The 23,901-nt window shown below is 61.2% G+C and carries 20 protein-coding genes and 5 pseudogenes; 7 read left to right on the top strand and 18 right to left on the bottom strand.

Annotated elements, in window-relative coordinates; all coding sequences use genetic code 11:
• The first annotated feature begins 15 nt into the window (after positions 1-15).
• Positions 16-1,164 carry a galactonate dehydratase gene (gene dgoD, locus JCM21793_RS00465; RefSeq protein ID WP_025029116.1) on the top strand — a complete coding sequence of 383 codons (1,149 nt, stop codon included), beginning with the start codon at positions 16-18 and terminating at the stop codon, positions 1,162-1,164.
• A gap of 38 nt (positions 1,165-1,202) precedes the next feature.
• On the opposite strand, the gene JCM21793_RS00460 is transcribed toward dgoD, so the two are convergent.
• The 4 genes from JCM21793_RS00460 to JCM21793_RS00445 all read right to left on the bottom strand — a co-directional run bounded on the left by JCM21793_RS00460 (position 1,203) and on the right by JCM21793_RS00445 (position 4,980).
• The gene (locus tag JCM21793_RS00460; protein ID WP_025029115.1) at positions 1,203-2,009 is read right to left on the bottom strand and encodes an amino acid ABC transporter ATP-binding protein; all 807 of its coding nucleotides are present in this window, start codon (positions 2,007-2,009) and stop codon (positions 1,203-1,205) included.
• Positions 2,006-2,956 carry an amino acid ABC transporter permease gene (locus JCM21793_RS00455; RefSeq protein ID WP_025029114.1) on the bottom strand — a complete coding sequence of 317 codons (951 nt, stop codon included), beginning with the start codon at positions 2,954-2,956 and terminating at the stop codon, positions 2,006-2,008. Before JCM21793_RS00455 ends, JCM21793_RS00460 begins: the two co-directional genes overlap by 4 nt.
• 38 nt (positions 2,957-2,994) lie before the next feature.
• Positions 2,995-3,855: an ABC transporter substrate-binding protein gene (locus JCM21793_RS00450; RefSeq protein WP_007008670.1), complete on the bottom strand. Its 861-nt coding sequence runs from the start codon at positions 3,853-3,855 to the stop codon at positions 2,995-2,997.
• A gap of 108 nt (positions 3,856-3,963) precedes the next feature.
• Entirely contained in the window at positions 3,964-4,980 is a 1,017-nt protein-coding gene (locus tag JCM21793_RS00445; RefSeq protein ID WP_007008669.1) for an isopenicillin N synthase family dioxygenase, read from the bottom strand.
• Positions 4,981-5,078: 98 nt separating this feature from the next.
• On the opposite strand from JCM21793_RS00445, the pseudogene JCM21793_RS23325 reads away from it, so the two are divergent.
• Both JCM21793_RS23325 and JCM21793_RS00435 read left to right on the top strand, forming a co-directional pair.
• A pseudogene (locus JCM21793_RS23325) lies at positions 5,079-6,022 on the top strand (nucleoside hydrolase).
• Positions 6,023-6,134: 112 nt separating this feature from the next.
• Positions 6,135-6,785, top strand: a complete 651-nt coding sequence (locus tag JCM21793_RS00435) for a TetR/AcrR family transcriptional regulator (RefSeq protein ID WP_025029113.1) — start codon at positions 6,135-6,137, stop codon at positions 6,783-6,785.
• Between the two features lie 24 nt (positions 6,786-6,809).
• Here the strand turns inward: JCM21793_RS00435 and JCM21793_RS23320 are convergent.
• Both JCM21793_RS23320 and JCM21793_RS00425 read right to left on the bottom strand, forming a co-directional pair.
• Positions 6,810-7,549 (bottom strand): annotated as a pseudogene (locus JCM21793_RS23320) (copper homeostasis protein CutC).
• Positions 7,530-8,432: an ROK family protein gene (locus JCM21793_RS00425; protein WP_025029112.1), complete on the bottom strand. Its 903-nt coding sequence runs from the start codon at positions 8,430-8,432 to the stop codon at positions 7,530-7,532. Before JCM21793_RS00425 ends, JCM21793_RS23320 begins: the two are co-directional and overlap by 20 nt.
• Positions 8,433-8,502: 70 nt before the next feature.
• On the opposite strand from JCM21793_RS00425, the gene JCM21793_RS23315 reads away from it, so the two are divergent.
• Both JCM21793_RS23315 and JCM21793_RS29070 read left to right on the top strand, forming a co-directional pair.
• Positions 8,503-9,273: a LacI family DNA-binding transcriptional regulator gene (locus tag JCM21793_RS23315; RefSeq protein ID WP_155983350.1), complete on the top strand. Its 771-nt coding sequence runs from the start codon at positions 8,503-8,505 to the stop codon at positions 9,271-9,273.
• A complete protein-coding gene (locus tag JCM21793_RS29070) occupies positions 9,264-9,503 on the top strand; it encodes a type 1 periplasmic-binding domain-containing protein (protein ID WP_155983349.1) in 240 nt (79 codons plus the stop codon). The genes JCM21793_RS23315 and JCM21793_RS29070 overlap by 10 nt, the downstream gene beginning before the upstream one ends.
• Positions 9,504-9,549: 46 nt before the next feature.
• On the opposite strand, the gene JCM21793_RS00415 is transcribed toward JCM21793_RS29070, so the two are convergent.
• The 9 genes from JCM21793_RS00415 to JCM21793_RS00375 form a co-directional block, all read right to left on the bottom strand.
• A complete protein-coding gene (locus JCM21793_RS00415; RefSeq protein ID WP_025029111.1) occupies positions 9,550-10,344 on the bottom strand; it encodes a transporter substrate-binding domain-containing protein in 795 nt (264 codons plus the stop codon).
• 19 nt (positions 10,345-10,363) lie between these two features.
• Positions 10,364-11,281 carry an isoaspartyl peptidase/L-asparaginase gene (locus JCM21793_RS00410; RefSeq protein ID WP_025029110.1) on the bottom strand — a complete coding sequence of 306 codons (918 nt, stop codon included), beginning with the start codon at positions 11,279-11,281 and terminating at the stop codon, positions 10,364-10,366.
• Between the two features lie 3 nt (positions 11,282-11,284).
• Positions 11,285-12,019, bottom strand: coding sequence for an amino acid ABC transporter ATP-binding protein (locus tag JCM21793_RS00405; RefSeq protein ID WP_025029109.1), 735 nt, complete (start codon positions 12,017-12,019; stop codon positions 11,285-11,287).
• A 1-nt stretch (position 12,020) separates the two neighbouring features.
• Positions 12,021-12,692: an amino acid ABC transporter permease gene (locus tag JCM21793_RS00400; RefSeq protein WP_007008660.1), complete on the bottom strand. Its 672-nt coding sequence runs from the start codon at positions 12,690-12,692 to the stop codon at positions 12,021-12,023.
• Positions 12,689-13,321: an amino acid ABC transporter permease gene (locus JCM21793_RS00395; RefSeq protein ID WP_025029108.1), complete on the bottom strand. Its 633-nt coding sequence runs from the start codon at positions 13,319-13,321 to the stop codon at positions 12,689-12,691. The genes JCM21793_RS00400 and JCM21793_RS00395 overlap by 4 nt, the downstream gene beginning before the upstream one ends.
• A 272-nt stretch (positions 13,322-13,593) precedes the next feature.
• Positions 13,594-14,772, bottom strand: coding sequence for an OpgC family protein (locus JCM21793_RS00390; RefSeq protein ID WP_025029107.1), 1,179 nt, complete (start codon positions 14,770-14,772; stop codon positions 13,594-13,596).
• A gap of 9 nt (positions 14,773-14,781) precedes the next feature.
• The gene (mdoH, locus tag JCM21793_RS00385) at positions 14,782-16,578 is read right to left on the bottom strand and encodes a glucans biosynthesis glucosyltransferase MdoH (RefSeq protein WP_025029106.1); all 1,797 of its coding nucleotides are present in this window, start codon (positions 16,576-16,578) and stop codon (positions 14,782-14,784) included.
• Positions 16,579-16,634: 56 nt separating this feature from the next.
• Positions 16,635-16,790: a hypothetical protein gene (locus JCM21793_RS29065; protein ID WP_155983348.1), complete on the bottom strand. Its 156-nt coding sequence runs from the start codon at positions 16,788-16,790 to the stop codon at positions 16,635-16,637.
• Positions 16,774-18,375 (bottom strand): OpgD/OpgG family glucan biosynthesis protein, encoded by a 1,602-nt coding sequence (locus JCM21793_RS00375; RefSeq protein ID WP_025029105.1) that lies wholly within the window; start codon positions 18,373-18,375, stop codon positions 16,774-16,776. The genes JCM21793_RS29065 and JCM21793_RS00375 overlap by 17 nt, the downstream gene beginning before the upstream one ends.
• 302 nt (positions 18,376-18,677) lie before the next feature.
• Here JCM21793_RS00375 and JCM21793_RS00370 point away from each other — a divergent pair, with 302 nt between their 5' ends.
• Entirely contained in the window at positions 18,678-19,460 is a 783-nt protein-coding gene (locus JCM21793_RS00370; protein ID WP_025029104.1) for an SDR family oxidoreductase, read from the top strand.
• Between the two features lie 285 nt (positions 19,461-19,745).
• Here JCM21793_RS00370 and JCM21793_RS23310 read toward each other — a convergent pair.
• From JCM21793_RS23310 to JCM21793_RS29870, 3 genes and pseudogenes are all read right to left on the bottom strand, one after another.
• Positions 19,746-21,076: pseudogene (locus JCM21793_RS23310) on the bottom strand (GH1 family beta-glucosidase).
• 64 nt (positions 21,077-21,140) lie between these two features.
• On the bottom strand, positions 21,141-21,941 hold the full coding sequence (locus tag JCM21793_RS23305; protein ID WP_244439602.1) for a substrate-binding domain-containing protein: 801 nt from the start codon (positions 21,939-21,941) through the stop codon (positions 21,141-21,143).
• Between the two features lie 149 nt (positions 21,942-22,090).
• Positions 22,091-22,168, bottom strand: a pseudogene (locus JCM21793_RS29870) (hypothetical protein); the annotation flags it as partial.
• Between the two features lie 311 nt (positions 22,169-22,479).
• Between JCM21793_RS29870 and JCM21793_RS23300 the strand changes: the two are divergent.
• Positions 22,480-23,849: pseudogene (locus JCM21793_RS23300) on the top strand (ABC transporter substrate-binding protein).
• Positions 23,850-23,901 lie beyond the last annotated feature (52 nt).

Raw genomic sequence — 23,901 nt, 5'->3', positions numbered from 1 at the left:
AAAAGACACGTTTTCATGAAGATCACCAAACTCACCACGTTCCTGGTTCCGCCGCGGTGGCTCTTTCTCAAGATCGAGACGGACGAGGGCATTTCCGGCTGGGGCGAGCCTGTTCTTGAAGGCCATGCGGCAACGCTTGCTGCCAAGATCGAGGAGTTCTCCGATTTCCTGATCGGCGCCGATCCCATGCGGATCGAAGACATCTGGCACATGCTCTACCGCAATGGCTGCTACCGGGGAGGCCCGGTTCTGATGAGCGCCCTGTCGGGCATCGACATGGCGCTATGGGACATCAAGGGGCAATATTACAACGCTCCCGTTCACGACCTCCTGGGTGGTGCTGTCCGCGACAGGATCCGCAGCTATTGCTGGATCGGAGGCGACCGCCCCTCGGATCTCGTCGCCGGCGCGAAAGACCTGATGGATCGCGGCTTCACTGCCTGCAAGTTCAATGCCTGTGCCGAAATGCAGATCATCGACAGCTATAAAAAGCTGGATGGCGTCGTCCGGCAATTGTCGGATCTGCGTTCTGCGGTCGGTACCGAGATGGATCTCGCCTTCGATTTCCACGGCCGCGTTCACGCGCCCATGTCGAAGCAGTTGCTGAAGGAGATAGAGCATCTAAGGCCGATATTCATCGAAGACGCGGTCGATTCCGCTCATATCGGCACGCTGGCCGATCTTTCCCGGCAAACGTCGATCCCGCTGTGCATCGGCGAGCGGCTGCATTCGCGCTTCGACTTCAAGCCGGTGTTCGAACAGCGGGCAGCAAGCGTAATCAACCCGGACACCGCACATGTCGGCGGGATCTCAGAAATGCTGCGCATTGCACACTGGGCCGAAGCCTATGATGTCGCCCTTGCACCGCATTGCCCGTTGGGACCGATCGCGCTGGCCGCCTGTTTGCAGGTGGATGCCGTATGCCACAATGCCTTCATTCAGGAGCAGAGCCTCGGCATCCACTACAATGCCACCCAGGACATGGCCGACTATCTCGAGCCAGGCCATGGTTTTGAACTCAAGGATGGTTTTCTCAAAATCCCCAGGGGGCCCGGCCTCGGCATTCGGGTGAACGAGGATTTTGTGCGAAAGCAGACAGAGATCGGGCACCGCTGGCGCGCACCTGTGTGGCGTCACGAGGACGGATCAATCGCTGAATGGTGACCCGCCCTGGACAGAACGTGCTTCGGAAAGGCGGCCCCTCAGAGAACCTTTGAGAGGAACTCCCGCGTCCTCGGCGATTGCGGGTTGGCGATCATCTCACGCGGATCGCCCTGCTCGACGATCACGCCGCCATCCATGAAAATAAGCTGATCGCCGATTTCGCGGGCGAAGCCGATCTCGTGGGTGACAACGACCATGGTCATGCCGGCTTCGGCGAGATCACGCATCACCTGCAGAACCTCACCCACAAGCTCGGGGTCGAGTGCGGAAGTGGGCTCGTCAAAAAGAAGCACCTTGGGCTTCATCGCCATGGCCCGGGCGATGGCCACGCGCTGCTGCTGACCGCCTGACAATTCTCGCGGATACCGGTCGACCTTGTCGGACAGCCCCACGCGCGCCAGCAGTTCGAGAGCTTCAGCCTTTGCCTGTTCCGCCGGCATCCGACGCACATGGATGGGCGCTTCGACCAGATTCTCCATCACCGTCATGTGAGAGAACAGATTGAAGGACTGAAACAGCATGCCGATCTCGGCGCGCCGCTGGCAAAGCTCGTCGTCCTTCACCTCGTAGAGACGATCGTCACGCAGGTCGTACCCCACAAAGGCGCCATCGACGAGAAGAATGCCACCGGTGAGCTTTTCCAGATGGTTGATGCAGCGCAGAAACGTGCTTTTTCCGGAGCCGGACGGGCCGATGATGCATGCAACCGAACCGGCCGGTACATCGATGTCCACGCCCTTCAGCACCTCAAGCGGACCATAGGATTTGCGCACGCCGCGGGCAAACACCATGGAGTTTTCCGGCACGCCAAAGCGCGCGCGATTTTCGCTTGGCGTGTTGCTCATGCTGAAAATTCCTTGGCGCGGGATCCGAATGCACTGCGAATGACGCGCAGTGCCCATGAATCCGTCCGGGTCTCGCTGCGGCCGAAATGGCGCTCCAGAAAGTGCTGCCCCACCGACATGATGGAGACAACCGCGAGATACCAGACCGCAACCACGATGAGCAACGGGATGGTCTCGAAGGTGCGCGCGTAAATTGACTGCGCCGAATAGAAAAGGTCATCGACCGCGATAAAGGTCACGAGCGAGGTCATCTTGAGAAGATTGATCGCCTCATTGCCCGTGGGCGGCACGACGAAACGCATGGCCTGCGGCAGGACAATGCGCTTCAGGATGTTGCGGTAGGGCATGCCGAGCGCGCTTGCTGCTTCCGATTGCCCCGAAGGCACCGACTTGATGCCCGCGCGGATGATCTCGGCCATGTATCCCGCTTCACAGAGCGACAGGGCGACAACGGCAGAGAAGAACGGCGTCATGAAGTCATTTGTGCGGATCGAGAACACCTCGCCGACAAACGGCAGCGTCAGCGAAATCTCGCGGACCAGAAGCGCCAGATTGAACCAGAAGATGAGTTGGATCAGCGCCGGGACACCGCGAAAGAACCACACATAAGCCCCTGCGAAACCACGCAGGACGGGGCTCGGAGAAACCCGCATGACCGCCACCACCGTACCAATGATGATGGCCAGCGCCATGATCACCACGGTAAGGATCAGCGTGTTCAGCAGACCGCGCATGATAGAGGGATGGAAGAGATAGCCTGCGGCTGTCTCCCATCCAAAAGCCGGATTCACGGCGAAAGCGCGCAGTATGAAGAACGAGAGCACCAGGGTGAGTGCCGTACCGATCCATATGCCATAGTTGCGGCGCGGCACCACGACGAGACGGTCGACATCCGCGACCAGGGAGGATGGCTGGGGGCGAGTTTCGCTCGCGTCGACCTTGCTCATCGTTTCTCCAAATTCACTGCAATGACGCTATGGGCCGACTACTCGGCCCGCAGCGCTTCCATGTCACCGACGAAATAGGGTTCCTTGATCGCATAGGCGCCCATTCCGTATTTCTCGAGGATAGACTGGTAGGTGCCATTCTCGAACAGTTCGGAAAGGGCCGAAACCATCATGTCGGCGGTCGGCTTGTCGTCCTTGGCGATGGCAAGGCCGAGCGGCGCAACGTCATAGAGCGTCGGCAGCACGACCAGCTGGCCCTTGCTCGTGACCTCGAAATAGCTGGAGGCGGTCGCATCGTCCATACGCGCATCAACGCGGTCGGCAAGCACCGCCTGGATAATGTCCGTTGAGGAATTGAACACCGACTTGTCGATGGGCTCGAGCCCCTTCTCCGTGCATTCGGCGGTCAGCTTGTCGACCAGGAAGTCGGACGCGCTGCCGGCCGAAACGCCGACACGCTTGCCGCAAAGGGGCAGTTCCCCTGTGAACTCGTCCTTCTTCTCCGGTGATGTGGAGGCGGCAATGCCGGCCTTGATGAACATCACGAAATCGACCTGTTTCAAACGATCCGGATTGGCCGAGAAGGTTTCCCAGGCAATCTTGAAGCGACCGGCAGCCAGACCCGGGATCATCGACGGGAACGGGGTTCGCTGAACATCAAGCTCGGCATCCACAAGTTTGGCGACTTCGCCGGCCAGTTCGATGATGATGCCGGTCGGCTTACCATCGGCATCGAGATATTCGAATGGCGCAAAGTCGATCGTGTTTGCGACCGTCAGCTTGCCCGTCTCTTCGACCTCCGGCGATTTCGAAACATCGGCAGCCATCGCCGAAACGCTCCACCCGCCAAGCAGGGCGGCGAAGCCAGCGCCTGCGAGTTGCTTAAGGTGCCTGTTCATACCCGTTCTCCTCTCAATCCATTCTTATATGCCGAAGCTCGGCTGCATAACCCTTTGCAAACGGCCCTGGCGTCCCTTGGGACCGTCAGGCCGTATCACCCCCGCCTGTCAGCGCGCAGCGCTCTCCTGGGCTGCCTGCTTCTTGCGGTAATGGTAGTTCTTGTCGATCCGCTCCATCAGATAATCGCCATAGAGCACCGGCTCGTATTTCGCTGCGGCACCTTCCGCGACGCAGGCCGGCAGGGCTTCAATCAGAGCTTCCATCGACGGGTCGAAAAAGAAGGGCTGCGAATAGCGCTCGCGGCCCGAACGGTTGATCACGCGGTGCGGCGTGGAAACGAAGACGTCGTTCGACCAGCGGGCGAGAATGTCGCCCACATTCATGACAAAGGAATTGGCGATCGGCGGCGCCGGCACCCAGTCTCCGGCCTTGTTTTTCACTTCAAGTCCCCCGACGTCATCCTGCGCGAGCAGCGTTATGAACCCATAATCCGTATGTGGCGCAGAGCCGAAAAGCCCCTCTTCCGCCTTCTGCGTGGGATAGTGCAGAAGCCGCAGGAAGGTTGTCGGATCGTCGAAATGGGCGTTCAGTTCGTCCGGCGACAAACCGAGCGAGATTGAAATTGCACCGACCATCTTGCGGGCCAGCGTGGTCATCTGCGCGACATAGCGCTCGATGGTCTCACGGAACTCCGGCAGCAGCGCGGCGTCCGGCCACTGGTTGGGCCCCTGCAGCGGCTTTTCTGCAGCAACACGCGGGTCGTTTGCATCGACCTCGTGCATGAAGAAAATCGATTCGCTCTGGTTCGGCTTGCTGACGGTGGCAACCGAAGAGGTAACGATCGTGGAACCGGCAAAAGGCAGATAGCCGCGGAAGTTCCTGTCGATCCGCAGCTTCAGTTTTTCCTCTTCCGGAAGAGCAAAGAACTGCTTGCTCGCCTCACGCACGGCCTCGATGTCGGACTGAGAAATCTCATGGCCCACGATATAGAGGAAGCCGATATTCTCCAGATAACCGCGCAGAGTTGAAGCAACCGCGCGCACCGCGTCCTCATCGCCTCCATAGAGACCGGAGACGTCGAGAACAGGAATTTCGGAGAACTCGCCGCGTGTACTCGTTGACATGACCACCATCCCAGCTTGAAGATACCATACAGTACTGTATTTATGCATATCAGATTGTGGTCGGCAATAGCCGCAGCAGACGGAATTGGATAACGAGCATGGCGCCACGGAAAATCATCATCGATACCGACCCGGGACAGGACGACGCGTTTGCAATCCTGTTCGCCCTGGGTTCCCCTGAAGACCTTGAAGTGGTCGGCATCACAACCGTCGGCGGCAACGTGCCTCTTTCGCTGACCACAAAAAACGCACTCAAGGTCGTAGAACTGGCGGGACGCCCGGACGTCCCCGTCTTCGCGGGGTGCCCGGCGCCAATGGTGAAGAAGCTGATGACAGCGGAATACGTCCATGGCGAGACCGGCCTCGACGGCGCGGAACTGCCCGAACCGGCAACCCCCGTACAGGACGAGCATGCAGTCAACTGGATGGTGCGCACGATCATGGCCGCGCCCGAAGGCGAGATCACCGTATGCACGCTTGGACCGATGACCAACCTCGCCATGGCCATGACCATGGAGCCGCGTATCGTCCCGCGCATCTGCGAAGTGGTGCTGATGGGGGGCGGTTTCTTCGAAGGAGGGAATGCGACACCTGCGGCGGAGTTCAACATTTTCGTCGATCCACATGCAGCTCACAAAGTGTTCCATTCGGGCGTCCCGGTCACCATGGCGCCGATTGACTGCACCTACACGGCGCAGATGACACCGGAGTGGCTTGGAACCCTGCGCGCCACGGGCAGCCGCGCGGCCCTGGAAGCCGCCAACATGGCTGAATTCTATTGCCAGTATGGCGATCACAAATTCCCCACCAGGCGCGGCCGATCCACGATGCCTGCGTGACGGGCTATCTGCTTTCCCCAAATATCTATGAACAGCGCCAGTGTTACGTGACCGTCGATATTTCGTCATCCGAGACCATCGGCATGACCGTCGTCGACTGGTGGCACGTCACCGGGAAAGAGAAGAACGTCAATGTGCTGCGGCGGATCGAACCGGTGCCGTTCTTCGACCTGATGCTCGAGCGCATCAGCGCACTCCCATAAGGCATGGGATGACCGCGTGCGCAACTTCTGCTAGCGGAAGCCGGGTCGCTATGGTCCAATTTTGAGTTCTGCCTGGCCCGGGCCCGGCAACCTATCCGAAGTGGAGACAGCGTTGGCAAGAAAGACGAATGCAAAACCCGCCTCGGACCCAAAGTCCTCACCGCGCCAGACGCTGAGCCGCGAGGCCTGGGTCAAGGCCGCGCGCAAGGTCCTGGAAAAACGCGGCATCGCCGAGGTCAAGATCGACCGGCTCGCCCGTCACTTCAAGGTCACGCGCGGAAGTTTCTATTTTCACTTCTCCAGCCTGAAGGATCTCCACGACGAACTGCTGAACGAATGGCGCCGCGCGAACTGCGCGCCCTTCGAGGCAAAGCGCGACGTCACCGACATCGATGGCCTGCAGTTCTTCACAGAGATCGTTCACATCTGGGTGGACGAAAAGCCCTTCAGCCCCTTGCTGGATCTTGCCGTACGCGACTGGTCACGCACCTCCAAAGCGCTCGGCAGAGAAGTGGCGGCCATGGACGACCTGCGCATCACGCTTCTTCAGCGTGCCTTTCGCGCCATGGGCTACGGCCCGGAGGAAAGCCTTGTGCGTGCCCGGCTGACCTATTTCCATCAGATCGGCCAGTACGCGCTTTCCTTCGAGGAAGACCCTGAACAGCGCAGGCGCCATGGCCCGATCTACGGCAAGGTTCTCCTTGCACCGCTCGTGCAGGAGCCCAACCTGCCGAAGGACTGGCAGGACACGGAGGGCAAATAGGCCCGCGTGTCCGAAGCCCGGCGCTCAAGTCTCCTTCGGTCCGGAAATGCGCTGCAAAACAGCCTGCATCTCACAGATACGCCGCGCCGACGTTCGCCGCTCCACGGGCGACGTGAAACCGAAGCGGGCCAGCCTGTCATCGGTGGCCATTGCTTCACTGCAGGAGGCATGAAACGAGCGGATGCCGGTTGAGCGCGCGACCGCTTCGACATTCTCAGTCGAGACACCCGACCCGGCCATGATCTCGATGCGCGCGTCCGCATGGGTGTGCATGGCAGCAAGGGCATCCTTCCCCTCCAGCACCGTCAGGGCGCCGCCGGAGGTCAGGATTCTCTCAAAGCCAAGCGCGACCGCAGTCTCGATTGCCGCCAGCCGATCCTCCACCGTGTCGATCACGCGGTGTAGCGTACGGCCCATGCCCGCACTCGCTTCGCACAGCGCCGCAAGCGTTCGCTCGTCGAGAACGCCATCTACGGTCGTAGCACCCAGAACCACACCGGCAAGCCTGGCATCGCGCGCCGCCGCGATGTCATCCAGCATCAGCGCAACTTCGCACTCGCTGAAGCAGAAATCGCCCTGGCGCGGCCGGATCATGGCATAGGCCGGCACGCCGCATCCTGCCGCCGCTCGCATCAGGCCATGGGATGGCGTCAGCCCGCCAAGCGGCAGCGCCGAGCACAGCTCGATCCTGTCCGCCCCGCCCTCAACGCAGGCCTCCACGCCTTCAAGCTATCCACGCAAACCTCAAGCGTTGCCCGCATCATGTGCCTCCCTTGCAAAGATTGCAGCGCCCACCAGCGCCTTTTCCGCCCCGCCCAGAACCGGGACAAGCAGCCGTTCGCTGCGCTCGATCAGACAGCGCTGGCGCACCTCCGCATCAAGCGCTTCAATGAGTGCTTCATCCTGTGCCAGCCCGCCGCTGACCGGGATGATGGACGGATCGACCATGTTGACGATGTTGGCCAGCGCGCCGCCGACAATGTCGAGAAAGACATCGACGGTGCGTGTCGCCAGCTCCTCACCGGCATGCCATTGCGCGAGGATCGTCACGCTGTCGCTCTCGATGCCGTGCAGGTGCCAGTGCAGCCGCTCGATGCCACGCGCGGCGCCCAGCGTGTCGACGCAGCCCACCTGCCCGCAGCCGCATTCAATCGCCGGCAGCACGGTGCCCGTGCGCATGGCGCTGGCCGGTCCGTGGCCCCATTCGCCGGCATTGCCGGTCGCACCCGTCATCACGCGGCCATCGATCACCACCGCGCCGCCAATGCCTGTACCGATGATTGCGGCAAGCACCTGCCGGTGCCCGATGCCTGCACCCGTCTGCGCTTCGGCGAGCGCAAAGGCATTCGCATCATTGATGACATAGACCGGGCGCGAGAGTGTTTCGCGCAGATCCTCCGCCACGTTGCGGCCGGTGATGCAGGGAATGTTCGCGCTGCGCGCAAGCCCGGTCACGGGATCGATCACCGCCGCGATGGAGATGCCCACCGGTGCATCGCCCTCTCCCGCCATCGCCTTCACCGTTTCGCGGAAAGCGTCGTAATCGCGCGCGGGCGTCGCCTGCCTGCTGCGAATGACCGGCCTGTTGTCCGATCCCATGTCGGCAACGACGGCCTTGGACCCGCCGATGTCAAAACAACATATCATTTCAATTCTTTCGTGTTTGATGGCATAAGGCCGCGAAGGCCAGAACATTACAAGAAAACCGGAAGAATCCATGCCCGAAGACAAACCCGCGCGACGCAAAAGGCCGACGATTGCCGATGTCGCGAAGCGGGCGGGCGTGGCGCCGGCGATTGTCTCCCGTGCGCTCTCGCCGGAGCGCCGTCCGGTCTCGCGCGAGAAGCGCGAGCGTGTTCTGAAGGCGGCCGCGGAGCTTGGCTACAACCAGAACCCACTGGCGCGCGGTCTGGCCACCAATTCGCTCGACATGGTGGCGGTCATCGTCAACCACATCACCGATCTTTCCGATCTCGACCTGTTCGACCCGCTGCTCGAAGCGATCCAGGCGCTTGGCAAGCAGGCGGTCATCATCCGTGTCGGCAACACCGAGAAGATCGAAGATTTCCTGCGCAACAGCGCCGCGTTTCATGTTCATGCAGCGCTCGTCTTTTCCGACTTTGCGGATGCCGAGGGCGTGCGCACGCTCTTCCACAGTGACAATGTGCTGATGCTCAACGGGCGCTTCGACGCCAAGTCCGCCTACATCACGATTGACGAGGCGGCGGGCATTCGCGAGGCGGTGACGCGTGCGCTGGAACGCGGGGCGAAAACCGGCGCGCTGGTTACCGGCCGTCAGACCTCGCTCATCGAGCAAGCCCGCATTCAGGCCTATCGCGACATCTGCGCCGGGGCTGGTCTCGATCTCGTTCAGGAACTGCAGGGCGATTATTCCTACGCGTCGGGGCTTGCCCTCGCTCGTAGCATAGACGGCGCCAGCCTTCCCGATGCGATTTTCTGCACCTCGGACGCATGGCCATGGGCATGATGGACGGGCTGAGAGCGCGCGATCTTCTGCCGCCGCGCGACTATCGTCTCTACGGGTTCGACGCCGTGGTGAACGCCAATTTCAACGCCTTCGACATCTCCTCGATCGGCTTTGACAGGGCGGAACTGATCCATGGCATTTCGATGTTTCTGAAGGATCCGGCCGGCTATCGCGACCACCCGGAAGTGCATGAGCTGCGCACCCGTTTCGTCGAGCGCAGCACCGGATAACGAGAATGCCCGCCGGCAAGGTTGCTCGCCAGCGGGCCATTCGGGTTTACCAGAGCGGGTTCAGCTCCGGCGGGTTGGCGTCTTCGCCCCACCATTTCTTGTAGTTCGCCTCATAGGCGCCGGACTGGATGTAGTCCGAGACGAACATGTCGAGCCAGCGCACGAAGTCCGGATCTCCCTTGGCGACGGCAATGCCGATCGGATCGTTGGAATAGAGACCCGGAACCGTGACCAGGCCTTCTTCCTTTGCCGCCAGATAGTCGAGCATGGAGGAATCCTCAATACCCGCGTCAACGCGCTTCTGGCGCAGAAGCAGGACGCCATCCGGCGAGAACGTGTCGGTGTAGACCAGCTCCGCACCCGGCACTTCACGCTTTAGGAACGCTTCGCCCGTGGTGCCACGCCCCACGACGACGCGCTTGCCGTCGAGATCGGCAAGGGTGTTGATCCCAGCATCCTTCTGCGCAATGACGCGCAGGCCGGCACGGTTATAGGGGATCGAGAAACTCACCGCCTTGGCACGCGCCAGCGTGGCAGACGTGTTTGCAACAACGATGTCGAGCTGACCGGAAACCAGCATCGAAACGCGCGCATCGCCTGAAACGTCGGTGAACTCCACCGGCACGCCGATCTTCTCGGCAAGCAGGGTGGCCACGTCCACGTCATAGCCGACGGGGTTGTTCTTGTCGTCGCGGAAACCGATGGGCTCGCCGCCCAGCGACACGCCGATGCGCACCTTGCCGCGCTCGATGATGTCATCCAGCATGCCGGCTGCCGCCGGTCCGGCGAGCGCGGCACAGGTCGCCAGCGCCACAATGGTTTTCTTCACAAGTGATTTCATTGAACTCCTCCTTCTTGGATCAAATCGGTTGCGATTGCCGCTTTTCCGCAGCGGCCATGGAAGGCTCCCAGAACCAGTAGGCAACGGTGCCCTGGCCATGGAGATTGACGACACGGTGATTGCCGTGCGTGTCGAGCGCGTGGATCACCACTTCGCCGATGAAACCGGTGTCGAGCGCGAGCAGATCGTCGGCAGCGCTCTGGATCGCGTCATCGAGAGACAGACCGCATTTCATGCCGTGCACGATTGCGTGCGCCGTCGCCGAACGCATGGTCATCTCGCCAGTATGCGTGCACGCCGCCGCGCCATAGCGGCTGTCGGCGTAAAAGCCTGCGCCGGGGATCGGGCTGTCGCCCACGCGGCCCGGATATTTCCACGCCCAGCCCGAGGTCGAGGTGACGGTCGCGATCCCGCCGGTCTGGTCCTGCCCCAGAAACACGGTCGTGTCGCGCACCCGCTCGGGGTCGGTGATCGCGCCCAGAAGCCCCGCCAGCGGCGTGTCGGGGAAAGCGCCCTTCTGTTCCTCGGTCATCAGGCCGTCGAGCTTTTCCCACCAGACGCGCTTGCTGTCCGGGTAGAGCATTTCGTCGGGCGTGAAACCGATTTCATCTGCAAACCTGCGAGCGCCCTCTCCGGTCAGCATCACATGGGGCAGTCGACGCATCACCTCGCAGGCGAGTGCGGCCACATGCAGCGTGCGTGGAACGGCGGCCACCGTGCCCACGGCGCGGGTCGTTCCGTCCATCACGCCGGCGTCGCATTCCATCACGCCCAGCATGTTGGGCCAGCCGCCATAGCCGACGCTGCGCACCTTCGGATCGGCCTCCACGAAGCCGATGCCGCGCACCAGCGCATCCACGGCGGATTTCCCGTTCTTCAGGTCGGCAATGGATTCGGAAAATCCGGCTTCGGCCTCGCAATTGGCAAGAAGTATCACGCGTCAGTCTTTCTTCATCTTGGTCAGGAACTGGCGGATGCGCGGCACGGCAAACCCGCCATCCTCCGCAAAGAAACGTTCGGTGGGCATGTCGATGATGAGTTCGCCCTGCTCCAGAAAAACGATGCGGCTGGAAATGCGCCGCGCAAATTCGACCTCGTGGGTCACGAACAGCATCGTCGTGCCGCCGCGCGCAAGCTCGGCCAGTATGTCGAGCACCTCGCCCGTCATTTCGGGGTCGAGCGCGCTCGTCACCTCGTCGAGCAGCAGATAGTTGGGATCCATCGCCAAAGCACGGCAGATGCCCACGCGCTGACGCTGGCCGCCCGACAGGCGCTGCGGATAGGCCGATGCAAGATCGGCGAGCCCCACCAGCTTCAGGAGCTCGCGCGCCCGCGCCTCGGCTTCCGCGCGCGGCTTCTTCAAAACGTTGATCGGCGCCAGCGTGATGTTCTCCAGCGCCGTCATGTGCGGGTAGAGATTGAACAGCTGGAACACCGTCGCCGAACGACGGCGCGCCGCCGCGAGCCCCGCCTTGGTGGACACGTCATTGCCATCGACAGTGATACTCCCGCCAGAGAGGGCCTCCAGCCCGTTGATGCAGCGGATCAGCGTCGACTTTCCCGAACCGCTTGAGCCCAGAATGGTCACCACCTCGCCCGGCTCGATGGTCAGGTTTATGCGCTTCAGGACCGTCGTTTCGCCAAAGCGCTTTTCGACGTTTTCAATGACAATCATGTCAGATTCCTTCCCAGACGACCGACCTGCGCAGCCGCTTTTCAATGCGCGCGCCCACACTCGCCAGAAGCTTTGCCAGCGCGTAGTAGAGGAGCCCCACCACGGTCCACACGATGAACGGCTCGAGCGTGCGCAGATTGAGAATGTTGCCGATCTTGGTCAGATCGAACACGCCGATGACCGAGATCAGCGATGTGACCTGAAGCTGGTTCACCAGAAGGCCGACCAGCGGCCCGATGGAGAACGCGGCGGCCTGCGGCAGAAGCACGAAGCGCAGGATCTGCCAGCGCGAATGCCCATAGACCTTTGCCGCCGCCACCTGATCCGCCTCTACCGCATCGATGCCCGAGCGGAAGATCACGAAGGCGAACGCCGCCGTGTTCAGGCTGATGGTGAGCGATGCCGCCACGAATGGCGTCATGTTGATGTGAAAGAAGGCCGGCAGCCCGAAGAAGACCAGAAAGAGCTGAACCAGAACCGGCGAGTTCTTGAGTGCTTCGCTGATCGTGACGATCACCTGCCGCAGCACCGGCACGCGGTAATAGTCGACCAGGGTGAAGAGCGCCGCAATCAGAAGCCCGACAAGCGTGGTGAGCGTGAAGAGCCCCACCGTGACGCCCAGCCCCTGCGCAAGCAGCACCAGATCGTAGGGCGTGAAGTCCGCATACCTCATGCCGCACCTCCCGTATCCATCGCCCGGTTGAGCCGCCTGTGAACCGTGTTGATCAGAAGCGACAGCGCATAGGTGAGCGAGGCGTAGAGAACGAGCAGCACCAGATAGACCTCGAAGGGCTTGAAGGTGGTCGAAGCCACGATCTTGGCGGTGCCCGTCAGTTCATTGATCGTGATGGTCGACAGGATCGAGGAGGTCAGAACCATGTTGATCAGCACTGAGCCCATCGGGCGCACGGAGGTGCGCAGCGCAATCGGCAGAACGATTTTGGTAAAAATGGTCCAGCGGCTGAGGCCACTCACCTTCGCCGCCTCGATCACGCCCTGATCCACCGCCAGAATGCCCGAGCGGATGACATCGGAAACAAACGCGCCACCGATGATCGACAGGGCGATCACGCCGGTCTCGAACGCGCCGATATAGATGCCAATTTCCGGCAGGCCGTAGAAGAAGAAAAAGAGCTGAACGATGAACGGCGTGTTGCGGAACACATCGCTATAGGCGAACGCAACCCCGCGCACGATCCGGTTTCCGGACGTGCGAAGCGACGCCATCAATGCCCCGATGATCACCGCCCCGATAATCGCCAGCGTACAGGCGAACACGGTGAGCAGAAACCCCTCGAGCATGAAGGCAGGTGCGGCGCAAGCGTAACCCAGAGCTGATTCAACGTCCCCCCTCTCCTCAAAGTGAAAGCGCTTTCATAATGGATGACTTGCGCGCCCTGTCAAGGGTGTCCGGGAAAGACCCACCAGGTTTCCGCGGCTTCACTACCCGCGCAAAGAAGGAACACAAGTCGGCATACGGCCAGAACCGACGGACCAAAAACAACCACGGTTCAGATCAGGAACACATGTCCGTGGGTTTATATGCCGGGCAAAACAATGCGTCCGGCAGACTGTCAAACGCTCTCGCTGAGGCGCTCTTTCTCCGCCGGACCTGGCATGAACCTGCGTTCTGCCGCGCGAGGTGCGTCCTTCTTCCCTGACTTCTGCCAGGAAAGGAAGCGGGCAACGGCATACTGAATGGCGATACCGGCACTCAGGAGGACTGCATCAGAAGCGAAACTGGTTTCATGGCGCAAACGCAGGATCTGCAGCGCGATCGCCAGAACCGAACCAGTCGCAAAGACAGCGAGACCGTTCCTGCCCATCAGTTCGACCGGGCGGAACACAGGCCATTGAAAAGCGCGCACCACCCAGGCGACATTGGTCAAAACATAGGCGAGAGCCAGCGCATGCAGAAGGCGCGGCAGCGACAGGAAAGTCTTGTCGAACCCGGCAATGAAGAACGGCAGCATCCTGCGTCCCGGCAGCGCTCCTGCCCTGATCGAAACCCAGACACAGGAGAATGCGAGGAAGGCAGTGCACAGCCAGAACAGCCAGGCACGATAGGGAACGAGCTTTCTCCCCTCCAGCATGCAAAGCCCGCCGGCGATGCCGACAGCAAAGATAAGCTGCCAGGCTATCGGGTTGAAGAACCAGCCACCCGGGTTCGGATAATTCGGCAGGTTCAGGCGGAAAGCACCCGCAAGAAGCCAGACACCAACGGCCACGCCGATCAGCGCCCGCGGACTGCGCAGGCCGATCATGATGTAGAGCGGCGAGATCAGCAGAAGCATGGCGTAAAGCGGCAGAATGTTGAAATAGCCAAGTTGATGGCCAAGCAGCGGCACGCCGACCATGGTCTGCAGTGGCTTCGTCAGAAGCGGCCCGAAATTGATCCGGCTGAGCATCTCGAAGACACCGAGATAGAGCGCCCCGCCGGCGACAAGGGCAATGGCCATGAACGACGTAACGATGTGCGTCACATAGAGCAGGCCGGCACGCCTCCAGACCTTCATGCATGAGGAGAAAAAGGCTCCTCCGCGAAACCCGCGCGAATAGGCAAGCCCAACGGCGATGCCAGACATGAGCACGAAAGCCTCGGCCGCGTCGGAAAAGCCAAAATTGCGCGACGTCAGGTTCTCATAGAGATTGCCGGGCACGTGGTTGATGAAGATCGTGATCAGCGCCAGACCACGGAACACGTCCAGGCGCTGATCACGGCCAACGCTTGAAGGAATGAAGGGGGCGTTCATGAGGCAGCCTCACTGTTCCGCGTCAGCGGGCTTGAGCGCCGGTTCCGCCACCGGCTGGCTTACGGGCGCAGTCTGTGCGGCGCCGCGCCAACGGGAAAGTATGACTTCCTGACGAAGGACCACCGGTGAAGGGTCGCGGTCATCCGCCGTCTGGAAAAGCCCGGCCGCCGCAGCGTCGAGCGCGCTCCGCGAACTGACTTGGATCAGGAGAGGCGCGAAGACCTGCGGCCCTGCCACCAGAAGCAGCCAGCCGACATATTCCGGAGCAAACTGGAAGGCCAGCCCCAGCGTCACCAGTCCAGTGGCGCTGATCCACCAGCTCGCAGACCACGCTTCTGAAAGGCTGACAGAGCCGGCTTCCCGGTCGGTGGCGGGCCAGCCGCCATCCATCCCGAGAAACACCTCCATCACCGCCCGGCACTGATACATGAGCATGATCGGCGCGAGCAGGCTGGTGGACAGAATCTCCGTCAGCGTATTGAGAAGAGCGCGACCGGTGCCGCCGAACGCATCGTTAACGCCACTCAGTGCGCCACGCAGAACAATCAGAAGCTTGGGGCCGATCAACAGGCCAAAAACGCCGACGAGCAGCGTCAGCGCCAGCCCCTGCTCAACGCGTGGAAACACGGGAAAAAGCCCCGGCTCGGGGAAATAGTCCGGAACGCCCTTCAGCAGCGGTGCGGCGATCGAGGCAATGATGAACAGCGCCCAGAGCGGTGAGGTCACATAAGCCATTATGTTCTGGACAAACACGAACCGGCTCCAGGGCTTGAGGCCCGGAGCCACCATCACGCGGCCATGTTGAAGATTACCCTGGCACCACCGACGGTCGCGCTTGGCGAAGTCGACAACATTATCCGGTCCCTCTTCATAGGAGCCAGCCAGATCGGGATCGACCCGCACAATCCAGCCATTGCGGGTCAAAAGCGCTGCTTCGACATAGTCGTGGCTCAGTATATGCCCGCCAAATGGCGGTGCACCGGAGAGCTCGGGAAGGCCACAGCTCTGGGCGAAAGCACGTGTACGGACAATCGCATTGTGCCCCCAGAACGGCCCGGACTCTCCCTGCAGCGCGGCCAGGCCACGCGTATAAACCGGGGAGTAATAGCTGGTGGAAAACTGCATCGCCCGGCCGAAGAAAGAACGCGCATGGACGATTTTCGGCAGGGTCTGCAGGAGACCGAGCCTGGGTTCCGCCTCCATGCGCCGCACCATCTCGGCCATCGTCGCGCCTTCCATCAGACTGTCGGCATCGAGCACGATCATGTATTCATACATCGCGCCAGATGTCCGAATGAAATCAGCAACATTGCCGGCTTTCTTGCCCGTGTTCTGCTCCCGCCGCCGGTAATAGATGGCCGTGTGTGCGCCGCATTCCGCCTGCAGGCGCTCGAACCAGCGCTCTTCCTCCGCCGCAACGCGCTCGTCACGCGTGTCAGACAGGATCGCAAAATCGAAGCGGCCGGCAACGCCAAGCGTGTGAAGGCTGCCGATCATCGCGGCCACATGCGAAAACGTTTTGACCGGATCTTCGTTGTAGACAGGGACGAGCACCGCCGTTCGTGCGCTGGTCGGCGTCAGTTCGAATGACTGCTTTCTCTCCCTGAAGGGCGAGCTTAAGAGCCCGTTGAACGCATACGCCGCGCCCCATGCGAGCCAGGCTGTGCTGGCGGCCAGCAGCACGATGCGGACGGCGTCGATCCATTGAATGCCATCGGCTGAAAAATAGCCGACGGCAAGCGAGGCGACGAGCCCTGCCATAAGCAGGCAGAAAAGGATCGACAATACGCGTCTTACACTGACCATCACACTCTCATGGGTTCACCGACCACCATTCCCGTCTCTCAATCGGGCCCGTAATTTCACTTCCAGGCCAGTCGCTTGAGCAGCACGGAGAACAGCGCGGGGCGCGCACGCCGGCGTTCCAGCACCTGCTCGGGCATCGCCATGGGCGCAACCGGCAGAGCGTGACGGCCATACGTCATCGGCTGGCTATCCGTCTCACGAACGTGCGTCATCTGCATCTCTCCACTGATAACTCCAGATTTCAGAAAGGCGTTTGTCATCGAGCTTGAGGTGACCGCTCATTTCAACAGGTCCCGCACCGCTCGGTTTGAGGTCGATCACGAGACGCCACATGCCATTGCTGTCGATGCGGGAAACCGCCGAATGCGCAATCTCGCCACGGCTGACATTCACAACTGCTTCAATGTTTGAATCGCCCGGAAGGTTCCGCAGAACCTCGCCATCGAAATCGACGACGAACTTGCGCAACCCCTCCTCGTTCTTGACACCGGAGACACCGCCCTCGCCACTGCGAAGCGCCATGACCCGGGCAAACCGGTTGGTCGGCTCATCGATGGCACCCCAGGTCAGGCGATAGTTGAACTCAAGCGCATCTCCCGCTTCAACATCCTTTTCAGGAACCCAGAACGCGACGATGTTATCGTTGACCTCAAGATCGGTCGGTATCTCGACAAGCGTGATGTTGCCGCGTCCCCAGGCTTCAAGCGGCTCCACGAGGAGCGACGGCCGGCGCTCATAATGAGCGCCCGCATCCTGGAAGTGCGCAAAATCGCGGTCGCGCTGGTAGAGGCCGAATGCCTGCGGGCTGTCTTCGGAAAAGAACGACGTGGCAAGCTCGGACGGATTGTTCAGATTGCGCCACAGCTCGTCACCATCCTTACGGACGATCTTCAGCCCGTCGCTGTCGTGAACCTGGCCACGGTAATCATCAAATGCGCTGTCATTGTTTTCGGCGAAAAGGAACATGGATGTCATCGGCGCGACACCGAGCCGCCCGATGGCCTTTCTGGCGAAGAGGTGGGCCGTCACGGTCATGACCGTGTTGCGGCCAGGCGCAATCACAAAGCGATAGGCACCCGTCACACTCTCGCTGTCGAGCGCGGCATAGACGGTCACTTCCTTGCTGCGCCGGTTAGGCTTCTCGATATAGAAGTCGGTGAAGCGCGGAAACTCTTCCCCGCTGGTTGTCGCGGTGCCGATGGCCAGCCCGCGTGCCGATAATCCGTAGAGTGTGTCCCGGCCGAGCGCACGGAAGTAGCTCGCGCCGAGGAAGGACACCAGCTCATCCATCACATCGGGTGCATTGAGCGGATAATGCAGACGAAAGCCCGCCTCGCCCTCCATGACCAGATCTTCGAACCGCGAGGGGTCAAGCGGCTTGCGATACTCGAAATCGCGACCGGTGAAGAGGATCGGCGTGGCAGCCTCGCCCTCCACCGCGTAAAGGCGCACCGGCTCCTTGAACAGCCAGCCCATGTGAAAGGCCTGCAGTTCGAACGGGGCCTCACCCTGCCACAATGCGTGGTCGGGCCGGAAACGAATCGCCCGGTGCTGGTCGTAGGTCAGCCCGGCAATCTGCTCGGGGAGCTTGAATTCGGCTTTGGCGAAGGGTTCGGAAGCCTTGTTTTTCATCGCCTCCGTAAGCGCCTCGAAGGAAAAAGGCTGCGCCTCTTCCTTCACATCAACACCTTGCGCGGCAACGCCTTCAGCGCGCGCATGGGTTGCAAGGGCCGTGAGGCTGGACGTACCCAACAGCGATGCTGACAGGCAGGAAACAAGGAAGGATCGTCGGTCCATATATGGAACTCGTATGCAAGAAAACTTAGGGTGAAGCCGCGGCACAAACCACGCGCTTTCAACGCATTAATTGCGGTTTAGTTTCGGCAGTAGACATAACATTCGGAGACTGTCCGTTACCAAGATTTGAAGGCACAGCGCAGGGCGGCGGATCGCTGTACAGCGTCCCCTCGAGACTTGCAATCCTGTTCTGAATCGTGCCCAATCGCGCCACCTCACCCAGGGTGAGAAAACCCACCATCCAGCGCCATGGCCGGACCACAGCAATGCGGCCGGCGGTGCATCAATCCGGGAATTTGCCGATGGATCTAGGACTGAAGAACAAGCGCGCCCTGGTGCTCGGCGCAAGCCGCGGCCTCGGCGCCGCCATCGCCCAGGGGCTGGCGAAGGAAGGCGCGACCGTGGTCGCAGCTGCACGCAGCAGGGACAAGATCGAGGCCTGGGCCAGGGACCTGCCGGCAGGCGCGGGTTCGGTCGAGGCTCATGAGCTCGATCTTTCCGATCACGCCGCGATAGACGATCTCGCTGACAGGCTGCTGGCCGATGGAGGCGTCGACATTCTTGTGAACAACACCGGCGGCCCGCCCCCTTCCACCGCCGTCGATGCCAGACGCGGCGACTGGATCGCGAATTTCGAGACAATGGCCGCCAACATCTTTCACCTGACCGGGCGCATCCTTCCAGCCATGCGCGAGCGCAAATGGGGCCGCATTCTGACGGTTACCTCGTCTGGCGTGGAACAGCCGATTCCGGTTCTGGCGCTGTCTAACGGCATCCGCTCGGCAATCGTCGGCTGGTCGAAGACACTGGCCACGGAAGTCGCCCGCGATGGCGTGACGGTCAACATCCTGATGCCCGGGCGCATCCACACACAGCGCGTCGTCGAACTCGACACCGCCGCGGCAAGCCGCTCCGGAAAGCCGGTGGAAGAGGTTTCCGCGGCAGCAGCAAAGACCATTCCGATGGGGCGCTACGGCGATCCGGAGGAATTCGCCAACATGGCCGTTTTCCTTGCCTCCGAGCGCGCCTCCTATGTCACCGGAACAAAGGTTCGGATCGACGGCGGCGCTACCCGTTCGGTCTGAGCAGGCCTTAGGGTCAGAACCTAGGGTCAGGACCCATTAATATGGCCGCAATGGTCGGCCTGATTTGTGCGGATACGCGAAGCAAGACCACAGGAAGACTTCATGTCTTTCAAGGTCTTGCGACAAAGTAGGCCGTGCAAATCAGGCCGATCCGAAGGACGCTCGATACACCGGCGACCTGCCACGTCAAACCCTTGACCGGGGGGAGGACCCCGCTCTGCGGGCTTCTCCTTGCATCTCTTGGTCTATCGATCGCCATTGCGGCCATATTAATGGGTCCTGACCCTAGCGTCTCAGCGCACGCCCGAGCGCATGCCACGATGCCTTGGGCGTGCGCTCCAGCGTTTCAAAATCGACATGCACGAGACCGAAGCGTTTCTCATAGCCAAGCGCCCACTCGTAATTGTCGAGAAGCGACCAGACGATATAGCCTTCACGGGAGCGCCCCCGGCCATCGCGCGCCGCACCGCGCCGAGATGTCGATTCAGGAAATCGATGCGGGAGGGGTCCGCCACTTTTCCGTTCAGCACCTGATCGGGCGAGGCCATGCCGTTTTCCGTCACATAGATCGGCAGACCCTTGGTGTAGGTATCATGCACCCAGGTGATGAAATGGTGCAGACCTTCAGGATAGATTTCCCAGTTCATCTGCGTCTTGGGCAGCGGCCCCTCGATTTCCCTCAGCTCCGGGAACTGGCCTGAGCCGTCCGGCGCGATCAGCTTGCGCGTATAATAATTGATACCGAGCCAGTCGACCGGCGTACCGATGATGTCGAAATCGTTCTCGAAGCCTTCCGGCATGTGGGGGCCAAGCCCCACCAGCACGTCCTCCGGATAGGCCCCGTCGAACACTCCGCCCAGGAACCAGCGATTGTAGATTCCATCATAGAGGCGGGCGGCCCTTTTCGCCGCTTCGCTGTCATCGGCAGGTGCCGCATACTCGAAATTGGTGACAAGGCCGAGATTGCCCATGCCCAGCGCCCGCATGGCCTGCGTCGCCCGCCCATGTGCAAGAAGCACATGATGCATGGCGTGTGCGGCGGCGCGAATGTCGCGCACGCCCGGCGCATGCTCGCCCATGAAATGGCTGAGCCAGGCCACGCACCACGGTTCGTTGACGGTGGCCGCCGTCGCCACCCGGTCGCCGATGCGCTTCATCACCACTTCGGCATAATCGGCAAACCAGCCTGCAATGTCGCGGTTGCGCCAGCCACCAAGATCGGCAAGCGGCGCCGGCAGATCCCAATGGTAGAGCGTGGCGAAAGGCTTCAGCCCCCGTGCCAGCATGCCGTCAACGAGGCGGTCGTAGAAATCGAGCCCTCCGGCATTGGGCACACCGCGCCCTTCCGGCAGGATACGCGACCAGGATGTCGAGAAACGATAGCAGTCAAACCCGGCATCCCGCACCAGGTCCAGATCGCTTTCCCAGCGATGGTAATGGGCGCAGGCTGTCGCCCCGTCCTCGCCACGAACCGTATTGCCGGGGGTGGCGGCGAAGGTATCCCAATGCGATGTGCCACAGCCACCAAACCGGCTACCCTCGACCTGGTAGCTCGAGGTCGCCGTTCCGAAGACGAAATCGTCCGGGAAATCCGCGCGGGAGAAGTCAAGCTCCATGGTTTCCGTGTCGGTGGCGGACATGAGGGTCTCCCGGGTTCAATCGTAGATGTTTTGCTCGCTATCAGCGCCGACGCGGCGGTGCGGTGGTCTGGCCGATTACAAAATCGGCTTCCCATAATTCGCTCTGCAACGGTCCCGCAGGATTCTCGATGCGCTCAAGCAGCATCTGGGCCACGCGCTTGCCCGCGTCGCGGATGGAGGACCGAACCGCCGTGAAATATGGAATGTCAGGCGTCCTGCCCTTATAGCCGGACTGCAGGAAGGAGAGGCAGTCATCGAAGGCGATGATCGACACGTCTTCGCCTGCACGCAGGCCCAGATCGGCCAGCGCCCGCGTCACGCCCATGGCGGGCAGGACGCTTGCCACGACGATGGCTGTCGGCGGTTCTGCGAGATCCATCAGTGCGCGTGTGGCGTGATAGCCATAGGGTTCAACCATGTCGGCACTGTGCAGTAGTTGCTCGTCAAGAACGATGCCCGCCTCCTCCAGCGCCACCTCATAGCCCTGCCGGCGCCGGTCTGCGAAGTTCATCGTTTCAAGGCCGTTGACAAGCGCAACGCGCTGATGGCCCAGATCGAGCAGGAACTTCGTGGCGCGATGAAAGGCGCGGCGGTTGTTGACGTCCATCCAGCAATAGTCCGCTCCCTCCTCATCGCTGCGCCCATGCACGACGAACGGAAGCCCTAGGGCATTGAGAAGGCCGATGCGGCTGTCACCGGTGAGCGGGCCATGGACCACCACGCCGTCCACACGCTGATCATCCACCAGATCGCGATAGACGCCCTCCTGCTCCTCAAGTGAGGCAAGCCGCAGCAGAATGTCGTAACCGTTCTCGCCATAGACCTCGCCCGCGCCGGCGATGAAGTCGGCGAAATGCGGTTGATCATGATATGTTCGGATAGACTTACCACATGGCCGATCATGCGCGACTTGCCTGTGGCCAGGCTCGCCGCGCTGGGGCTCGGGCGATAGTTCAGCCGCTCCGCCGCCTCGATCACCCGGGCGCGTGTTTTCTCGGCCACCTCCGGAAAGCCATTGAGCGCCCGAGAGACGGTCGTCTGGGACAGTCCTAGAGCTTCCGAGAGCATCTTCAGATTGATCGCTTTACGGGCAGACAACACATTTCCTTTTTCAAAGCGCTTTAAAAAATTGGTGTCATAGCCTTTCAGGCAGATCAAGCCCTTCTCTCTCCAGGAACAATAATTTCCAGAGCAACTTCCATTAAATCGGTATTTTTCCGAAATTTCGTCGACAGATTCCTTGTCCTCTTGACTCGCGAGCGTCACAGATTGATGCTGCACATATCCAAAGCGCTTTGAATTTTGTTTAAATCGTTGTCATTGCGCCGGACATGCAGAGACCCGAGGAGGAGCGGCCTTGCGCCGCAAGTGGAGGAACCATGAAGACGTCCATGCTAATCGGCGCGCTTGCCCTGGCGCTGGCCGGCACCACCGCCGCCGTCACGGCAGCCCAGGCCGCCGACCTAAAGTTCGCTCCGGGCGAGGATGCCCGCTTCAACTGGCAGAGTTTTGAGGATTTCAAGGCCGCAAACGACCTCTCCGGTCAGGAGATGAGCCTGTTCGGCCCCTGGCTCAGCGCCGACAAGGATCTGATCGAATCCGTCACCGCCTATTTCGAGGAGGCCACGGGCGCGAAGGTCAACTATTCGGGCTCCGATTCCTTCGAGCAACAGATCGTCATCGACACGCAGGCCGGCAGTGCGCCGAATGTCGCCGTCTTTCCGCAACCGGGCCTCGCCGCCGACCTTGCCTCCAAAGGCCTGCTCGTGCCGCTCGGCAGCGATACCGCTGATGGATGAAGGACAATTATGCAGCCGGTCAATCCTGGGTGGATCTTGGCACGTATGAAAACCAGGACGGGACCAGAGCTTTCTTCGCTTTTCCCTATAAGGCAGATGTGAAGTCGCTCGCCTGGTACGTCCCGGAGAATTTCGAGGATGCCGGCTATCAAGTGCCGCAGACCATGGAAGAGCTGAAAGCCCTCTCCGAGCAGATCGTCGCCGACGGCGAGACGCCCTGGTGCATCGGCCTTGGCTCCGGCGGCGCGACCGGCTGGCCTGCCACCGACTGGGTGGAGGACATGATGCTGCGCACACAGTCGCCCGAGGTCTACGACCAGTGGGTGACCAATGAAATCCCGTTCAACGATGAACGGATCGTTGCTGCAATCGAGGAATTCGGAGCGTTTGCCCGCAACGACGACTATGTGGATGGCGGCGCGGGCGCCGTGGCCTCCACCGACTTCCGCGACAGCCCCAAGGGGCTCTTTGCCGTACCGCCCAAATGCTACATGCATCGGCAGGCATCTTTCATCCCATCCTTCTTCCCGGAAGGGACACAGCTTGGCCGCGATGCCGACTTCTTCTACCTGCCGGCCTATGCAGACAGAGACCTGGGCAAACCGGTGCTCGGTGCGGGCACGGTGTTTGCCATCACGAAGGAATCGGAAGTGGCGCGCGCCTTCATCGAGTTCCTGAAAACCCCCATCGCGCATGAAATATGGATGGCGCAGGCCGGTTTCCTGACCCCGCACAAGGGTGTGAACCCCGAGGCCTACGCCAATGATGCCCTTCGCAAACAGGGTGAAATCCTGACCAGTGCGACCACCTTCCGTTTCGACGGCTCGGACCTTATGCCCGGCAAGATCGGCGCCGGCGCGTTCTGGACCGGGATGATCGACTATGTCGGCGGCAAGTCCGCCGGGGATGTCGCCGGCGACATCCAGAAGGAGTGGGACGCCATCAAATAGGCGCAAACATCTGACGAGCCCGCCGCCCGAACCGTAGACGGCGGGAAACGGC

The sequence above is a fragment of the Nitratireductor aquibiodomus NL21 = JCM 21793 genome, assembly GCF_000615975.1.
Taxonomy (GTDB): Bacteria; Pseudomonadota; Alphaproteobacteria; order Rhizobiales; family Rhizobiaceae; genus Nitratireductor; species Nitratireductor aquibiodomus.
Note: the sequence above shows the minus strand (reverse complement) of the source record. Positions and strands in the feature narration are given on the sequence as shown.

Excerpts from the sequence above, each read along its gene's own strand:
- JCM21793_RS00455 (WP_025029114.1), bottom strand. The coding sequence starts at position 2,956 with ATGAGCAAGGTCGACGCGAGCGAAACTCGCCCCCAGCCATCCTCCCTG.
- JCM21793_RS00370 (WP_025029104.1), top strand. The coding sequence starts at position 18,678 with ATGGATCTAGGACTGAAGAACAAGCGCGCCCTGGTGCTCGGCGCAAGC.
- JCM21793_RS00390 (WP_025029107.1), bottom strand. The coding sequence starts at position 14,772 with ATGAACGCCCCCTTCATTCCTTCAAGCGTTGGCCGTGATCAGCGCCTG.
- JCM21793_RS00425 (WP_025029112.1), bottom strand. The coding sequence starts at position 8,432 with ATGATATGTTGTTTTGACATCGGCGGGTCCAAGGCCGTCGTTGCCGAC.
- JCM21793_RS00415 (WP_025029111.1), bottom strand. The coding sequence starts at position 10,344 with ATGAAATCACTTGTGAAGAAAACCATTGTGGCGCTGGCGACCTGTGCC.
- mdoH (WP_025029106.1), bottom strand. The coding sequence starts at position 16,578 with ATGGTCAGTGTAAGACGCGTATTGTCGATCCTTTTCTGCCTGCTTATG.
- JCM21793_RS00405 (WP_025029109.1), bottom strand. The coding sequence starts at position 12,019 with ATGATTGTCATTGAAAACGTCGAAAAGCGCTTTGGCGAAACGACGGTC.
- JCM21793_RS29070 (WP_155983349.1), top strand. The coding sequence starts at position 9,264 with ATGGGCATGATGGACGGGCTGAGAGCGCGCGATCTTCTGCCGCCGCGC.
- JCM21793_RS00445 (WP_007008669.1), bottom strand. The coding sequence starts at position 4,980 with ATGTCAACGAGTACACGCGGCGAGTTCTCCGAAATTCCTGTTCTCGAC.
- JCM21793_RS00450 (WP_007008670.1), bottom strand. The coding sequence starts at position 3,855 with ATGAACAGGCACCTTAAGCAACTCGCAGGCGCTGGCTTCGCCGCCCTG.
- dgoD (WP_025029116.1), top strand. The coding sequence starts at position 16 with ATGAAGATCACCAAACTCACCACGTTCCTGGTTCCGCCGCGGTGGCTC.
- JCM21793_RS00400 (WP_007008660.1), bottom strand. The coding sequence starts at position 12,692 with ATGAGGTATGCGGACTTCACGCCCTACGATCTGGTGCTGCTTGCGCAG.
- JCM21793_RS00395 (WP_025029108.1), bottom strand. The coding sequence starts at position 13,321 with ATGCTCGAGGGGTTTCTGCTCACCGTGTTCGCCTGTACGCTGGCGATT.
- JCM21793_RS23315 (WP_155983350.1), top strand. The coding sequence starts at position 8,503 with ATGCCCGAAGACAAACCCGCGCGACGCAAAAGGCCGACGATTGCCGAT.
- JCM21793_RS29065 (WP_155983348.1), bottom strand. The coding sequence starts at position 16,790 with ATGACGCACGTTCGTGAGACGGATAGCCAGCCGATGACGTATGGCCGT.
- JCM21793_RS00375 (WP_025029105.1), bottom strand. The coding sequence starts at position 18,375 with ATGGACCGACGATCCTTCCTTGTTTCCTGCCTGTCAGCATCGCTGTTG.
- JCM21793_RS00460 (WP_025029115.1), bottom strand. The coding sequence starts at position 2,009 with ATGAGCAACACGCCAAGCGAAAATCGCGCGCGCTTTGGCGTGCCGGAA.